This is a genomic window from Enterobacter cloacae complex sp. 370H10, from assembly GCF_050031535.1.
Lineage (GTDB): Bacteria > Pseudomonadota > Gammaproteobacteria > Enterobacterales > Enterobacteriaceae > Enterobacter > Enterobacter intestinihominis.
In genome coordinates, this window is record NZ_JBLGWG010000001.1 from 3,814,251 (window position 1) to 3,830,044 (window position 15,794).

The window sequence follows — 15,794 nt, forward strand, 5'->3', positions numbered from 1 at the left end:
CCGACTAGCGGCTAACCGGGCAATGCAGACGCGTCAACGCGCCCTGCCGCCCCAGAGGAGAAATAAGTGTGACCGTGATGCTGACACATCCGGACTGTGTTGTCTGCCCCCGACTGACCTGCCAGCCCGGCGGGAGCGTTAATGTTGAGATCTGCGACTGATTCCACGCATGATGCCATAGCTGACGATACTGGCTAAGCGCCGCATACCGGGCTGCCAGCGCGCGATGATATCCGGATAACGCCGTCACAACTACAACCAGCAACATCATTGCCAGCAAAACCTCAACCATGCTAAATCCTTTTTGTCTGCTCAGGGTAACTGACATAGCGCACTTTCCTTAAGGGGGCAGAAGTCGCTCCAGCCGTGGGCAGAAAAGCGTATTTGTCCTTCCGCGATATCCCCGCCTCGCCATAGCAACAGATCGTCATTTCCGGCAATAAGCAAAACACGCTCCTCAAACAGCCTTACACAGACCCGCAGACCTTGTGTCTGCTTGCACTGAACCTCTGGCTGTAAAGCCCAGTCCTGAACGCGTCCCCACTCCAGTGCAGATTGCAAGGCAGCCTGCTGGCGAACAGACAAACTCTCGCCATTCACCAACGTACTAAAGGTTTGCAACTGCTGGTTTAATCCGGTGAGGATCAGCGTGCCGAGCACCAGCAATAGCAGGACCAGCGCCAGCGATGACATGCCCCGCTGACGATTCACAGATTAAACCCCGTTACGGTGTGGCGAGCCGAAAAGGGTGCAGTCAGTTCACCTTTGCGGCGGGCACGCAGCTCGACATTGATTACCGGTGCAAAACCAGCACGATCGGTTTTAGTGACCATAAACTGCTCTATCAGGACCCGATCCGGGTCAGTGAGCTTATCCCATCCCTTACCTTCACAGGATGTCGCGCCCCGCAGCGTTTCAAGCGTTCCGGACTCAAGCCGGAATCCCGTGCTGTCATTTTCTGACGCGGTGCTATCCCACTGGCCGTTGCTGTTTGCATCCCATTGCACAATTGCACATCGCCCTTGCCTGCCGATAATTAACCCTTGCCCCTGACAATGCCCTGCACAGTATCCTGCTCGCTGGAGCTGTTTACCCATCGCAAGCAGGCGTTGCCACACCTCATCTTCCAGCTCCCGTTGCCCGGATTGCAGTAAAACACCCCGCTGTAGCCCCGGTAAAAAACGTGACGTGCTGAGTAACAGAATACTGCTTATCGTCATCGCAATCAGGACCTCCAGCAGGGAAAACCCTTTTTGTTTTACTGGCATAGACTTTCTCCTGCGGCATTACACAGCCTGATACGTCCGCCATTTGAGACAATAACCCACCACGCACCGGCGCGGCTCTGCACGCGAATATGTCCGGCCCATGCGGTATCCCTTAAGCCGTAAAATCCCAGCGCAGGCGTTACGTCGCTCAGCGTGACCTCCGGCCATAACGGTTTCATCACGAACGGGTCGCCGCTGTCGCAGCCCGGGACCACAGCGCTGACAAGGCAGGCCTGATTCCCGTCAGCGTGAAGCGCGATCCTGTGCTCGCTGTTGTGACGATTTGCGTCGTTTCGTAAGAACGCCAGGTAATCCCGCACCTGACAGGCTGTCTGCCAGAGCCGCTGCCGCTGTTGCCAGCTGTCCCAGCCATAAAGACCCGTCGCGCTGAGGATCACAACCAGCGAGATGGCGAAAAGGGTTTCGATAAGCGTAAAGCCATGTTCGTTTTTCATGGCGGAAGTGTGGCGGAATGGCAGAAAAGGCGCGAGCGTTAAACCAGAACATTACGAGCCGCTTTCCGGAGATTTTCACCCGTTGCAACGCGTTACATCGTCTCTGGAAACAGGCTCGAAGAACAAAACGAGCGCGAAAAAAAACCGGCGCTAAAGAGCACCGGTTGTGTCAGGATTCGCCGTATCAGATGGCGACAGGGGCTTTGATGCCAGGATGCGGGTCGTAGCCTTCAATCTCGAAGTCATCAAAACGGTAATCGAAGATCGAGTCCGGTTTGCGTTTGATCACAAGCTTCGGCAATGCACGCGGTTCGCGCGTCAGCTGGAGATGCGTCTGTTCCATATGATTGCTGTAGAGGTGGGTATCACCGCCCGTCCAGACAAAATCGCCCACTTCAAGATCGCACTGCTGCGCCATCATGTGCACTAACAGCGCGTAGCTGGCGATGTTAAACGGCAGGCCGAGGAACACGTCGCAGGAGCGTTGATACAGCTGGCAGGAGAGTTTGCCGTCCGCCACGTAGAACTGGAAAAACGCGTGGCAAGGCGCCAGCGCCATTTTATCCAGTTCACCCACGTTCCAGGCAGAAACAATGATACGGCGCGAGTCCGGGTCATTTTTCAGCTGGTTCATGACGGTCGTGATCTGGTCGATATGGCGGCCGTCCGGGGTAGGCCACGCGCGCCATTGCTTGCCGTAAACCGGCCCCAGGTCGCCGTTCTCATCTGCCCACTCGTCCCAGATGGAGACATTGTTTTCATGCAGATAAGCAACGTTGGTATCGCCTTGCAGGAACCAGAGCAGTTCATGAATGATCGAGCGCAGATGGCAGCGCTTCGTCGTCACCAGAGGGAAGCCTTCTTGCAGATTGAAGCGCATCTGGTGGCCAAAAATGGAGAGCGTACCGGTGCCGGTGCGGTCGTTTTTCGGCGTGCCCTCGTCGAGCACTTTTTTCATCAATTCAAGATACTGTTTCATGATTCCTCAGGAAAGTTGTTGCTGTGGACGACGACGATACGCCCAAATCATCATAATGGCACCCGCGACAATCATCGGAATGGAGAGGATCTGCCCCATGCTGATGTACTGTACCCACTCGCCGGTAAACTGTGCATCCGGCTGGCGGAAGAACTCGACGATGATACGAAACGCGCCGTAGCCAATCAGGAACAGACCAGATACTGCCCCCATTGGGCGCGGTTTGCGGATATACAGATTCAGGATGATAAACAGCACCACACCTTCCAGCGCCAGCTCATAAAGCTGAGACATATGACGCGGCAGAACGCCGTAGGTATCGAAAATGGACTGCCACTCAGGATGCGAAGGCAGCAGCGCGATATCCTCTGCGCGGGAGCCCGGGAACAGCATGGTAAACGGCACGCTCGGATCGACACGCCCCCAGAGTTCACCGTTGATGAAGTTGCCCAGACGCCCTGCACCCAGCCCAAACGGGATTAATGGCGCAATAAAATCAGCCACCTGGAAGAAGTTACGTTTGGTGCGTTTGGCGAAGATCACCATCACGAGGATCACACCAATCAGTCCGCCGTGGAAGGACATGCCGCCGTCCCAGACGCGGAACAGATAGAGCGGGTCGTTCAGGAATACCGGGAAGTTGTAGAACAGGACATAGCCGATGCGCCCGCCCAGGAATACGCCAAGAAAGCCAGCATAAAGCAGGTTTTCCACTTCGTTCTTCGTCCAGCCGCTGCCCGGACGACTGGCGCGACGACCAGCAAGCCACATGGCAAAGACGAAGCCCACCAGGTACATCAGTCCGTACCAGTGAAGCGCTACAGGTCCTATTGAGAAAATAACCGGATCGAATTCCGGAAAATGCAGATAACCACTGTTCATCTGTCACCACAAGATGTTGTTATTCCGCTGAAAGTGGACAGCGGCTGAATTGCATTCCCGCCGTTGGCAGGTGCTCCAAAGTTGCGAATCATAGCATAAGGCAGGCGCGGAGGATGCGCCTGAGATGTAAAAGATGTGTATAGGGTTTTATGCGCGCTGTTCCCCCTCACCCCATTCCTCTTCCTCAAGGGAGAGGGGGTCGTCCGAGCAGTCATTATTTTGTGGGGATCAGCGGCCGCCGCGGATCAAACCGCCCATGCCGCGTCGCTCCATAAACGCCGCCACCTGATGGCGCACTTCGGCTGCCAGCTGTGCTTCCAGGCTACGCGCGGCCAGCTCATGCGCCTCATCTTGTTCGATGTGACGTAACAGGTATTTCACACGCGCAACGGAACGTCCGTTCATTGACAGGTGACGGAAACCGAGGCCAATCAGGATCGCCACGCACATCGGATCGCCGGCCATTTCACCGCACAGGCGCAGGTCGATATTATGCTGCTCGGCTTCGCGGGCGATCATCGCCAGGGCACGAAGCATCGCCGGATGCAGGCTGTCGTAGATACTGGCCACGCGGGTATTGTTGCGATCGACCGCCAGAATGTATTGCGTTAAGTCGTTGGTGCCAACGGAGATAAAATCAACGCGGGTTGCCAGCTGCGGTAACATAAAGACCATCGAAGGCACTTCCAGCATCACGCCAATACGGGGTTTAGGGATCGCGTAGCCGATCATCTCTTCCACTTCGCGCCCTGCACGCTCAATCAACCGCCGCGCTTCGTCGATCTCGTCAATACTGGTGACCATCGGCAGCAAAATGCTGAGATTCCCCGTGGCCGCGTTGGCACACAGCATCGCACGAACCTGGATAAGGAAAATTTCCGGCTGATCGAGGGTAATGCGGATCCCACGCCAGCCGAGGCAGGGATTCTCTTCACTGATGGGCATATAGGGCAGTTGCTTATCCGCGCCGACGTCGAGGGTGCGCAACGTGACGGGTTTGTCGTTAAACATCTGCAACATGCCCTGATACTGCGCAACCTGCTCCTCTTCTGACGGGAAGCCGCTTTGTAGCATGAACGGTATTTCGGTGCGGTAGAGACCAATGCCATCGATGCGGCTGCCGAGCTTCTCTTCATGCTCGGGGCTTAATCCCGCGTTGAGCATCACCTTCACCCGCTCACCGCTCTTGAGCTGTGCGGGCAGGTTGACGTCATCTTCCGCCAGCTTGCTTAATTCATTCTCTTCGCTGATAAGACGCTGGTACTCCTGAAGAAGAACCGGCTCAGGATCCACCAGCAACTCACCGCGATATCCGTCCACCACCAGCGTGCGGCGATGCAGTACGGAGGGCTGAATATCCGCCCCCATCACGGTCGGAATACCGAGCGCACGCACCATAATGGCGGCATGAGAGTTAGCTGCGCCATCGCGCACCACCACGCCCGCCAGCCTGTCCTGTGGTAATTCCGCCAGCGTCGTCGCCGAGAGTTCATCGGCCACCAGCACAAACCGGTTCGGCCAGGCATTCGCCCCCTGAATAGTATCATCGAGGTGGAACAGCAGACGTTGCCCAAGCGCGCGTAAATCGCCGGCGCGCTCTTTCAGATAGCCGTCAGTCAGTACCGCAAACTGCTCGGCAAATTTTTCAATGACCTTTTTAACCGCCCACTCTGCCACCGACCCCTTATCGACCTCGGCAAATAACTCACGACGCAAACGCGCATCGGAAAGCAGGTGTGAGTAGAGATCGAAAATGGCCGCCGTCTCTTTTTGCGCGCCAGCGGCAAAGCGTTTGCTGTAGCGACGAAACTCATTCGCCGCCTCTTCCAGCGCAGCGGTGAGCCGTTCGCGCTCAAGCGCCTCATCCAGCGTAGAGGCTTCGTAGACCTGCTCCATCAGCGGGAGCGTGGCATCCATCCAGCCTTCGGCAATAGCGACCCCCGGCGAGGCCGGAAGCGCGCGAATACGCGTATGACGATACTGACCAAAAAGGGCTGTCAGTTGGGACTGAGAGAGGATCGCCGCCATCTGCGTTGCCAGCGTGACGAGGAAGGACTCCTCGCTCTCATCGTACTGGCGCAGCTCGCGCTGCTGAACAACAAGCACGCCAAGCAGCTGGCGGCGCTGAATAATCGGTACGCCAAGAAACGCGCGGAAACGCTCTTCTTTGACGGAAGGGATATATTTGAAGCTGGGGTGTTTTTGCGCATCGGCAAGGTTGATTGGCTCCGCCAGTCGCCCGACCAGGCCAACAATACCTTCATCAAACGCGAGCGTGACGGTACGTCCCCGTGGTTTTTTTAATCCGCGGGTTGCCATAAGGTAGTAGCAACGTCGGTCATGGTCGGCCAGGTAGACCGAACAGACCTCGGTTTCCATCGCAAGACAGATGTCCGTCACCAGAATATTCAGCGCCTCGTTGAGGCGAGGCGCACTGGCGACCTTTTCAACTATTTCTCGCAAGCGGGTGAGCATGATTTGCGTAGCTTAACCTCTTTTACGTCGCCAGGCAGGTGCGCTCTGTGGCTTCGGAGTCGTCTCCTGAAGCTGCATCACGACACTTGCGAACTCTTTCATCACCCTACGGTATACATCGCGCTTGAATGACACGACCTGACGAACCGGATACCAGTAGCTTACCCAGCGCCAGCCATCAAACTCTGGCGTGCTGCTGGTTTGCATATTGATATCTGAATCGTTGCCCACCAACTGCAAAAGAAACCACTTCTGTTTCTGGCCGATACAAACCGGCTTTGTGTCCCAACGCACCAAACGTTTCGGTAACTTGTAACGCAACCAGTTGCGGGTCGAAGCCAGGATGCGAACATCTTTTCGGCTTAAACCAACCTCTTCAAACAGCTCCCGGTACATCGCTTGTTCTGGGGACTCTCCAGGATTGATCCCGCCTTGCGGGAACTGCCAGGAGTGCTGACCATATCGCCGGGCCCACATCACCTGGCCCTGACGATTACAAATTACTATTCCTACGTTTGGGCGGTAGCCATCGTCATCAATCACCGGACTACCCCAAACTAAATCTGATATATGAATGATTGTTTCACACTACAGGGAGGCGGTAAACCACTCTCTTACAGGCCTGCAACCTAATAACATTTGAATAACTCACAATTTTGTGAGGAGTTATAAACAGATGAGGGCGACTGAGACCATTTTTATTCACCTTTTCTGTGGATATAGTTGTGAAGAAGTATGGAATTACCGATGAACAACCTTGTGGCCCGGCGAATCGAAAATTTTCATCACTTAATATAAATTATTTAAATTCATCTATTTAAAAGTAAATTTAGGGTATCAAAGGCGATTAACGTGACGATCGTCACATCAAAGATCTTCCTGGTGATGAAAGATCGAACAGCGTCGGTTTTATCCACAGATTGTGCCAATAAGTTAGGCACAATTTGTGTGAAAATTCGATTTTCATCGCACGTCAAGGCTGTAAATTGAAACAGTAGTGGCGGTTATTCGCAGTTATCCCATTTTTCTGTGGATAACATGGTGTAAGATCCTGTTTATTGTCAGTGACCAGAATTGCACAACCTGTTTTTTAGCCATGGCGCGACGGGATACATTCCTAAAAAACATAATATAAATCATCCACATGGAATATATACTCAGAAAAAAGTAAACTCTATCCACAAGGGATAAAATATCAGTTCATTTTTTAACCAAAAGGTTGTCAGCATGCATTCTCTCGCCCCACTGCTCTCTCCTCCCGTCAGTGAAGCCCAGTTGCTCCAGCAGGCACAACGTCTGGCAGGCTATGCACTGGGCGAGCTGGCCGTGATGGCGGGGTTGACGATACCCAACGATCTGAAGCGCGATAAAGGCTGGATCGGCGTGTTGCTTGAACGTTGGCTGGGCGCAAGCGCGGGCAGTAAACCCGAGCAAGATTTTGCGGCGCTGGGGGTGGAACTGAAGACGATCCCCATTGATAGCCTGGGGCGGCCACTGGAAACTACCTTTGTCTGCGTTGCGCCGCTAACGGGTAATAGCGGAGTGACATGGGAAACCAGCCACGTCAGGCATAAGCTGAAGCGGGTGTTGTGGGTACCCGTTGAGGGTGACAGGCAGATCCCGCTGGCAGAGCGTCGCGTTGGCGCCCCGCTGCTCTGGAGCCCGGATGAAGAAGAAGAGAGACAGCTTTCCCAGGACTGGGAAGAGCTGATGGACATGATTGTGCTGGGACAGGTTGAGCAGATCACCGCCCGGCATGGCGAAGTGCTGCAACTCCGTCCCAAAGCCGCCAACAGCAAAGCGCTCACTGAAGCGGTAGGTGCACAGGGCGAACCGATCCTGACGCTGCCGCGCGGCTTCTATCTTAAAAAGAATTTCACCGGTGCACTGCTGGCACGACACTTCCTGTTGAAAACATAGTTTTTTACCAATTTTGCGCTCCGGCTAACATAATCTCCTCCTTTTTAAGATTTCCCCCCTTTCACCTGTCGTAATATCAGGTTATTACTACACTATGATTTGATACGAGCCAGGTGAGGATGAGAACGATGAAAAAATGGGCAGTAATTATCTCAGCAGTCGGTTTAGCGTTTGCGGTATCGGGTTGTAGCAGCGACTATGTCATGTCAACGAAAGATGGTCGTATGATCCTGACCGATGGCAAACCCGAAGTCGACGACGATACCGGTCTGGTGAGTTACCGCGATCGCGAAGGCAATCAAATGCAAATTAATCGCGACGAAGTCTCCCAGATCATCGAGCGTTAAACAGATAAAGGTCAGTAGCTTGCTGGCCTTTTTGATTTTTTCCTTCCCCTTTTGCCTTCCCTCTGCCATGTTTATATTCCTTTGTCGGGAGGTTCCTGACGCGGTCTGTATGTCTAAAAAAGGAAACCGGCTATGCATTATCACCGTATCCCCCATAGCGCTCTGGAGATCAGCCAGCTGGGGTTAGGCACCATGACATTTGGTGAACAAAACAGCGAAGCCGATGCCCATGCACAACTCGATTACGCCGTCAGCCAGGGCATTAACCTGATTGACGTGGCGGAGATGTACCCAGTTCCTCCCCGCCCGGAAACTCAAGGTCTTACCGAAACGTATGTCGGCAACTGGCTGGCGAAACGCGGCAATCGCGAAAAGCTGGTCATCGCTTCTAAGGTTAGCGGCCCTTCCCGTAATAACGATGCCGGGATCCGCCCTAACCAGATCCTCGATCGCAAGAATATCCGTGCTGCGCTGGATGCCAGCCTCAAGCGCCTGCAAACCGACTATCTCGATCTTTATCAGGTGCACTGGCCGCAGCGTCCGACGAACTGCTTCGGTAAGCTTGGCTACACCTGGAACGAGAGTGCTCCGGCCGTCACCCTGCTGGAAACACTGGAGGCGCTTACGGAATGCCAGCGCGCGGGTAAGATCCGCTACATCGGCGTTTCCAACGAGACGGCGTTTGGCGTAATGCGCTATCTGCATCTGGCCGATAAACACGACCTGCCGCGGATCGTGACCATCCAGAACCCGTACAGCCTGCTGAACCGCAGTTATGAAGTGGGTCTCGCGGAAGTGACGCAGTACGAAGAGGTGGAGCTGCTCGCCTACTCTTGCCTGGGCTTCGGAACCCTGACGGGCAAATACCTGAACGGCGCGAAACCGGCTGGCGCGCGTAACACGCTTTTCAGCCGCTTCACCCGCTATAGCGGCGAGCAGACACAAAAAGCCGTGGCGGCCTATGTGGATATCGCGAAGCGTCACGGACTCGATCCGGCGCAGATGGCGCTGGCCTTCGTGCGTCGTCAGCCGTTTGTGGCAAGTACCCTGCTCGGCGCAACGACAATGGATCAGTTAAAAACCAATATTGAGAGTTTCCACCTGAACCTGAGTGAAGAGGTCTTAGCGGAGATTGAAGCGGTGCATCAGGTTTATACTTACCCGGCACCTTAAGTTGACGATTTGCCCGGTGGCGGCGTTGCCTTACCGGGCCTACAAAATCCGCCAACATCACGAAACGTAGGCCGGGTCAGGCGGAGCCGCCACCCGGCAAAGATATCACCGCCGACGCTGCCAGACCCACAGCCCGGTAATCGCCAGCGCAAACAGTGCGCCAAACCCCACCCCGATTGCCACAACCGGCGCACCTGCTTTTACCGCCAGCGAGTAAATCCCCAGCATCAGCAGCATCGCCATGTTTTCGCCAAGGTTTTGCACCGCAATGGCGTTGCCAGCCCCGACGGTCTGCTTGCCGCGCTCCTGCAAAAGCGCGTTGAGCGGTACCACAAAGAAACCGCCTAATACGCCGATCAGTAACAACAGGGCATAGGCAGGCAATATGGCATGTTGCAGGGAGAAGAACAGAACGCCGACGCCGATCAGGATCCCCGCAAGCATGCAGCGCGCAACGGTTTCGAGCGTCACCAGTTTGGCCGCAGCCCCGGCCCCGACCACAATCCCGACGGCGACCATGGCATTCAGGTAGGTCGGCGTGGCGTTGTCTGTTATACCCAGCGCCACCGGCACCCACAGCACCAGCAGGAAACGCAGCGTAACGCCGGCCCCCCAGAACATGCTGGTGCCCATCAGCGAGAAGCGTGTTTCACCGTTACGCCACAGTACGCGGCAGGCGTTAAAGAAGCTGCCGGTCATTGGCCCGAAGCGCCAGGATTGTCCCGGACGCGCCACGGCCAGTTTGGGGATAAACAGGTTGGCGATCACCGCGCCACCGTACATCAGGGCACAGATGCCAAGCGCGGCGAGCACGTGCCAGTCTGCCAGTACGCCGCCCGCCACCGAACCCAGCAGAATCGCCGCAATGGTGGAGGACTCCATCAGGCCGTTGGCCTTCACCAGCTTATCGCCGGTGGTGAGCTCACCCAGAATGCCGTACTTCGCCGGGGAGTAAGCTGCCGCGCCAATGCCTACCAGCGTGTAGCCAACAAACGGGTTGATACCAAAGCAGATGCTTGCCGCGCCCAGAAGCTTAAGACTGTTTGCAAACATCATGACCCGACCTTTCGGGAAGCTGTCCGCCACCTGGCCAACAAACGGCGCAAATACAATGTAAGCACCCACAAACACCATCTGTAGGATCGGCTGGCTCCAGTCGGGATAAAACTCAGCTTTCAGCAACGCCAGCGTAGCAAACAGCAACGCGTTATCGCCGAACGCGGAAAGAAACTGGGCGGCGATAACCGCCATCATGCCTTTCGACCAGATTGAAGTGTTAGTGTGTACTGACTCACGCATTATGCTGTTCCGCCTCTTCAACCATGCCCTTCAGGGTCACAAAATCGGGTTTACCGCTGCCCAGCACCGGTAACTGTTTGAGGTAACGAATATCGCGGGGGACCGCCAGCTCGGGGATACCATGTTCGCGCGCATACCTGAGAAGCGCATCACGCTTCAGTTCACCGTCAGTAGTAAAGAGCACCAGCGCCTCGCCTTTACTGGCATCACTTTTCACCACGGTCGCATGCATTTTCTCCGCCGAGACTGCGGTCGCCAGCGTCTCGACCATTTCAAGAGAGATCATTTCCCCGGCGATCTTGGCGAAGCGTTTTGCACGTCCCTGGATCTGCACGAAGCCCTGATTGTCGAAGCGCACGATATCGCCCGTGTCGTACCAGCCCGTTTCAACCTCGCCATTGACGTTCTCGGCCGTCGGTGCCTCAAGCACGCCCGGGTTTTCCACACGCAGATAGCCGTTCATGACGTTCGGCCCTTTCAGCTGAAGACGTCCGCCGTCTTCAATACCTGGCACCGCCAGCAGACGCGCGTCCAGCCCCGGCAGAATGCGGCCAACCGTTCCCGGTTTTGCCGCCATCGGAACGTTGATGGAGACCACCGGCGCGCACTCCGTCACGCCATAGCCTTCCAGAATCCGCAGGCCAAACTTGTCCTGCCAGATCTGGCGCGTACTGTCCTGGAGTTTTTCCGCCCCCGCCACCACGTAGCGCACGCGGAAGAAATCATACGGGTTGGCGAAGCGCGCGTAATTTCCGAGGAAGGTGGACGTCCCGAACAGCACCGTGCAGTTACGGTCATAAACCAGCTCCGGCACAATGCGGTAGTGCAGCGGGCTTGGGTAGAGGAACACCTCGGCACCGGTCAGCAGCGGCGTAAAGAGACCCACGGTCAAACCAAATGAGTGGAACAGCGGCAGCGCCGACATAAAGCGATCGTTGGCGGTAAAGTCAGCGATGGTTTTAATCTGTTCGACGTTTGCCAGAATGCTTTTGTGGCTATGAACCACACCTTTCGGGTTGCCTTCAGAGCCGGAGGTAAAGAGGATAATGGCATCATCCTCCGGCTGCTGCTTAACCTGCGCCAGACGCGGCATCAGCAGGTGCGCGAAAATCCACAGCTTGTCGGCGGTCGTGACGTCTGCTTTCAGATCTTCCAGGAACACCCAGCGCACCTGCGTCAGCTGTTCCGGCAGGTGCCACAGCTTGCCTTTGTCCAGGAACTGGCGGGAGGTAAAGATGGTGTTGATTTGTGCTGCGGTAATCGCGCTGGAGAGCCCTTTCACGCCCGCCGTGTAGTTCATCATCGCCGGAATGCGGCCCCGGGAGACGGCACCAAAGATCACCGCCGCGCTGATACCCGCGTTTGGCAGCATCAGGCCGATCTTTTCGCCCTGTTTGCTGTACTTTTCCAGGATACGCCCGACAAACAGCGTTTTGGTCAACAGCTTACGGTAGGTATCCGGCGTAAAGTTGATGTCTTCGATGCAGTTTTTCTTCGCACCGTAGCGATACTGCGCCGACAGCAACGATTCATACAGCGTTTCGCGCGGGCGAACGGCCATGCGCGCTTCCATCATAATCTGGTGCAGCATTTCCCCGGCGATTTTACGGCGGTCGCGCGCGCGCGGCGCCTCGGGCATCGGCAGTGACGTCGGCGGTAATATATGCAGCGTAATTTTCGGGAACAGACGCTGCTTCACCAGCCCTTTCAGACGGCTAAAAAAGGTCAGCTCAGCCCCGTCGATGCGTAGCGGCACGACGGTGGCCTGAGACTTCGCCGCGACAAAACCGGCGCCGTCGTAAATTTTCATCAGGGAGCCCGTCACTGAAATCCGCCCTTCCGGGAAGATAACCACCGGACGCCCCTGCCCAATCAGACGCACCAGATGTTTAATCATCATCGGTTTGGTAGGGTCGAGCGGGACAAAATCAATCAGCGGCCTGAGCCAGCGCATGTACCATTTTTCACTGATGGAGCTGTACACTGCGAAGACGGGCCGCACGGGCAAAAACAGCGCCAGCAATACGCCATCAAGAAAAGAGACGTGATTCGGTGTGATAAGAACACGCTCGCCATAGAGTGCCTGCGTATCGCCAGTCACGCGAATGCGAAACAGGACACGAAACAGTGTGCGGAAGAACCCAAAAAGCATTTCAACTCCCTTTGCCAGCCAGTGTGAAAGGTATAAATGGTGGCAGATTACACGAGAAGTAGTGAGGGAGCGATAGCAAAAACAGAGGCGAAAAAAAACCTGCGCATCCGCGCAGGTTGGTGCAAGTGAAGAGTACGAAAACGTACCAGGAATTCTCACCAATCAATACCTCTGGGATCTTGATTGTGGCCTCCGGCGACAGGCTTCGCCAGCAGGAAAACGCAAGGGAATGAGCCGAAGTGCAACCAGGTGTGAATAATCTCTTTTGCTGTTACAGGTTGAACTTACAGGCAAAAAAAAACCTGCGTAAAACGCAGGTTGGTGTAAATCGTGTTAATCAACCGAAGTTGATTCCACCTATCAATACCTCTGGGATCTCGACTCTAGCAATTCACAACGCATCGTTGCCAACGGACAATCGCAACAGCCTGAGGCAAAGTGTAACTAAAGGTTCAGATTGACATTATTCAGACATGACTGGCCGTGTAACGATTACACCGCGAGGGATGTTCTGCTTCACGTTTGCAGAGGACGCTCACCCGCTCCCCTTGAATGCACGCCGCTTTTCCGCAACACTAGTTAGTGTGTAAACGCTTACCCCTATAAGAAGGTATTGAATGGCGACAATTAAGGATGTGGCTCGTCTGGCCGGTGTTTCCGTCGCGACCGTCTCCCGCGTGATCAACAACTCCCCTAAAGCGAGTGATGCATCACGCCAGGCCGTGCAGGACGCCATGGAAAACCTGAATTATCACCCTAACGCCAACGCACGCGCCCTTGCCCAACAGTCGACAGAAACCATCGGGCTGGTGGTCGGGGATGTATCCGATCCGTTTTTCGGTGCGATGGTCAAAGCCGTAGAACAAGTTTCTTATCACACCGGTAATTTCCTGCTGATTGGTAATGGCTACCACAATGAACAGAAAGAACGCCAGGCCATTGAGCAGTTGATCCGTCATCGCTGTGCGGCGCTGGTGGTCCATGCCAAAATGATCCCCGACGCCGAGCTGATTCATCTGATGAAACAGATGCCGGGGATGGTGATTATCAACCGTATTATTCCCGGATTTGAAACCCGCTGCGTGGCGCTCGACGACCGTTACGGCGCATGGCTCGCAACCCGTCACCTGATCCAGCAGGGCCATACCCGAATTGGTTATCTGTGCTCCAACCACCCAATTTCCGATGCGGAAGATCGCCTTCAGGGCTATTACGACGCGCTGCGCGAAGCCGGTTTGCCGTGCAACGATCGTCTTGTGGCGTACGGAGAACCGGATGAGAGTGGCGGCGAGCAGGCGATGACCGAGCTGCTGGGCCGCGGGCGGAATTTCACCGCCGTGGCCAGCTATAACGACTCCATGGCCGCCGGCGCGATGGGCGTGCTGAATGATAACGGGATTGACGTCCCGGCAGAAATTTCGCTGATTGGCTTTGATGATGTGCTGGTGTCGCGCTACGTGCGCCCTCGCCTGACCACCGTGCGTTACCCGATCGTGACCATGGCAACGCAGGCGGCAGAACTGGCGTTAGCGCTGGCCGAGCATCGCCCGCCACCGGAAATTACCCACCTGTTCAGCCCAACCTTAGTGCGCCGTCACTCGGTGGTATCGCCCGCGGAAGCCGTGAGCGAACAGCGATAGAGATGGACGGTTTTATCCGGGTATTCCAGCGCATCACCGATGTAGTGCCAGCCGTAACGTTCGTAGAAGTCGCGGCAGGCAGACCAGAGATGAAGCTCGTGATACCCGGCGCGTCGCGCGTAGCCGATAACATGCTGCTGAAGTTTTCCCGCCAGCCCGTTTCCCCGCGCGGCTTCATCGACATACAGCGCAGCCAGCCAGGGATGAAGATCCTGCCGGGAAATTAAATCGCAACGCCACAACCCAATGGTGCCCAGCAGCTGGTCATCCTCAACGGCAATAAAGGTGAGCGGTAACTCGCCTGGCGTCAGGCTGTGCTCGACAATGCTCTGGAAAAAGGCACGCGGCATACCTTCACCAAACGCGTTCCAGATCCAGTCGATCACCTGCTGTGTAAACTGCGGCGCAGCGTGAAGCGGCAGTATATTCACACCAGCTTCCCCTGGAAAAGAGGGACCGATTCGAAGAGATAGCCGTCAAAATCGGGCGCGTCTTCGTCTGACAGCTCGAGCAGGCTCTTTTTGACGTTTTCAAGATGCTGGAACATCGCCTGCCACGCACCCATCACGTCGCGGCGGCGGAGCGCAGCGAGAATGGTTTGCCTGTCTCCGAGCCACTTCAGGCGCCAGGCGCGGCTGGCGATATGGCCATTGAACTGCTGCCACAGCGGACTGCTGTCCATGTGATGCCAGACACTCTCAACCGTCGCCAGCAGCATCTGGTTTTGTGTGGCCCCAGCCAGCACCAGGTGGAACATTTTGTTGTTGTCCTGGCTGCGATCGTCGACGGCAATCGCCCGTTGCTCTTGCTCGATAATGCGGCGCAGGTTGTCGATGTCCGCCCGTGTCGCCATTTTTGCGGCAAAGGCAGCGATGTTGCTTTCAAGCAGTTGACGCGCCTGGAGAATTTCAAACGGCCCAACGTCACTGTTCAGAAAACGCTCTTCCTCGTTTTCATGCTCTTCCGGAATGCGCATCACGTACACGCCTGACCCCTGGCGAATATCCACCGTTCCCTGAAGCTCAAGCATCAGCAGCGCCTCGCGCACGATAGTGCGGCTGACGCCATACGTCTCGGCGATGTTGCGCTCCGGCGGCAGACGCGATCCCACGGGATAATGCCCCTGGATAATCTGCGCCCGTAAATCCTCGCCAATTTCCTGGTACTGTTTTTTTTCCGGCAGGATGACAGCCTTATCCACGTT

General features: G+C 55.6%; 16 protein-coding genes. 4 read left to right on the top strand and 12 right to left on the bottom strand.

Annotation, left to right across the window (positions count from 1 at the left end; all coding sequences use genetic code 11):
- Positions 1 to 4 precede the first annotated feature (4 nt).
- The 8 genes from ACQG2Q_RS18725 to rppH form a co-directional block, all read right to left on the bottom strand.
- Entirely contained in the window at positions 5 to 328 is a 324-nt protein-coding gene (locus ACQG2Q_RS18725) for a prepilin-type N-terminal cleavage/methylation domain-containing protein (protein ID WP_023298509.1), read from the bottom strand.
- Positions 313 to 711: a DUF2509 family protein gene (locus tag ACQG2Q_RS18730; RefSeq protein ID WP_032626037.1), complete on the bottom strand. Its 399-nt coding sequence runs from the start codon at positions 709 to 711 to the stop codon at positions 313 to 315. The genes ACQG2Q_RS18725 and ACQG2Q_RS18730 overlap by 16 nt, the downstream gene beginning before the upstream one ends.
- Positions 708 to 1,268, bottom strand: coding sequence for a prepilin peptidase-dependent protein (locus tag ACQG2Q_RS18735; protein WP_048965687.1), 561 nt, complete (start codon positions 1,266 to 1,268; stop codon positions 708 to 710). Before ACQG2Q_RS18735 ends, ACQG2Q_RS18730 begins: the two co-directional genes overlap by 4 nt.
- Positions 1,259 to 1,723, bottom strand: coding sequence for a prepilin peptidase-dependent protein (locus ACQG2Q_RS18740; RefSeq protein WP_032626041.1), 465 nt, complete (start codon positions 1,721 to 1,723; stop codon positions 1,259 to 1,261). The genes ACQG2Q_RS18735 and ACQG2Q_RS18740 overlap by 10 nt, the downstream gene beginning before the upstream one ends.
- A gap of 184 nt (positions 1,724 to 1,907) precedes the next feature.
- Positions 1,908 to 2,702 carry a thymidylate synthase gene (thyA, locus tag ACQG2Q_RS18745; RefSeq protein WP_006811817.1) on the bottom strand — a complete coding sequence of 265 codons (795 nt, stop codon included), beginning with the start codon at positions 2,700 to 2,702 and terminating at the stop codon, positions 1,908 to 1,910.
- Positions 2,703 to 2,708: 6 nt separating this feature from the next.
- Complete coding sequence (gene lgt / locus ACQG2Q_RS18750; RefSeq protein ID WP_022649236.1) at positions 2,709 to 3,584, bottom strand: prolipoprotein diacylglyceryl transferase; 876 nt, start codon at positions 3,582 to 3,584, stop codon at positions 2,709 to 2,711.
- A gap of 228 nt (positions 3,585 to 3,812) precedes the next feature.
- Positions 3,813 to 6,059, bottom strand: a complete 2,247-nt coding sequence (gene ptsP / locus ACQG2Q_RS18755; protein WP_426759256.1) for a phosphoenolpyruvate--protein phosphotransferase — start codon at positions 6,057 to 6,059, stop codon at positions 3,813 to 3,815.
- Between the two features lie 12 nt (positions 6,060 to 6,071).
- Positions 6,072 to 6,602, bottom strand: coding sequence for an RNA pyrophosphohydrolase (gene rppH / locus ACQG2Q_RS18760; RefSeq protein ID WP_032622373.1), 531 nt, complete (start codon positions 6,600 to 6,602; stop codon positions 6,072 to 6,074).
- 684 nt (positions 6,603 to 7,286) lie between these two features.
- Between rppH and mutH the strand changes: the two genes are divergently transcribed.
- The 3 genes from mutH (at position 7,287) to ACQG2Q_RS18775 (ending at position 9,499) form a co-directional block, all read left to right on the top strand.
- Positions 7,287 to 7,979 carry a DNA mismatch repair endonuclease MutH gene (gene mutH / locus ACQG2Q_RS18765; protein ID WP_022649239.1) on the top strand — a complete coding sequence of 231 codons (693 nt, stop codon included), beginning with the start codon at positions 7,287 to 7,289 and terminating at the stop codon, positions 7,977 to 7,979.
- A 128-nt stretch (positions 7,980 to 8,107) separates the two neighbouring features.
- Positions 8,108 to 8,326: a YgdI/YgdR family lipoprotein gene (locus ACQG2Q_RS18770; RefSeq protein ID WP_003862794.1), complete on the top strand. Its 219-nt coding sequence runs from the start codon at positions 8,108 to 8,110 to the stop codon at positions 8,324 to 8,326.
- Positions 8,327 to 8,458: 132 nt separating this feature from the next.
- The gene (locus ACQG2Q_RS18775) at positions 8,459 to 9,499 is read left to right on the top strand and encodes an NADP(H)-dependent aldo-keto reductase (RefSeq protein WP_015571754.1); all 1,041 of its coding nucleotides are present in this window, start codon (positions 8,459 to 8,461) and stop codon (positions 9,497 to 9,499) included.
- Between the two features lie 105 nt (positions 9,500 to 9,604).
- Here ACQG2Q_RS18775 and lplT read toward each other — a convergent pair whose 3' ends face one another.
- Together lplT and aas are read right to left on the bottom strand one after the other, a co-directional pair.
- Positions 9,605 to 10,798 (bottom strand): lysophospholipid transporter LplT, encoded by a 1,194-nt coding sequence (gene lplT / locus ACQG2Q_RS18780; protein ID WP_426759257.1) that lies wholly within the window; start codon positions 10,796 to 10,798, stop codon positions 9,605 to 9,607.
- The gene (gene aas, locus ACQG2Q_RS18785; RefSeq protein WP_063849463.1) at positions 10,791 to 12,950 is read right to left on the bottom strand and encodes a bifunctional acyl-ACP--phospholipid O-acyltransferase/long-chain-fatty-acid--ACP ligase; all 2,160 of its coding nucleotides are present in this window, start codon (positions 12,948 to 12,950) and stop codon (positions 10,791 to 10,793) included. Before aas ends, lplT begins: the two co-directional genes overlap by 8 nt.
- 617 nt (positions 12,951 to 13,567) lie before the next feature.
- Between aas and galR the strand changes: the two genes are divergently transcribed.
- A complete protein-coding gene (gene galR / locus ACQG2Q_RS18790; protein WP_003862806.1) occupies positions 13,568 to 14,590 on the top strand; it encodes an HTH-type transcriptional regulator GalR in 1,023 nt (340 codons plus the stop codon).
- Here galR and ACQG2Q_RS18795 read toward each other — a convergent pair.
- Together ACQG2Q_RS18795 and ACQG2Q_RS18800 are read right to left on the bottom strand one after the other, a co-directional pair.
- Entirely contained in the window at positions 14,545 to 15,021 is a 477-nt protein-coding gene (locus ACQG2Q_RS18795; RefSeq protein ID WP_038416627.1) for a GNAT family N-acetyltransferase, read from the bottom strand. The genes galR and ACQG2Q_RS18795 overlap by 46 nt on opposite strands.
- Entirely contained in the window at positions 15,018 to 15,791 is a 774-nt protein-coding gene (locus ACQG2Q_RS18800; protein WP_022649243.1) for a GntR family transcriptional regulator, read from the bottom strand. Before ACQG2Q_RS18800 ends, ACQG2Q_RS18795 begins: the two co-directional genes overlap by 4 nt.
- Positions 15,792 to 15,794: the final 3 nt, after the last annotated feature.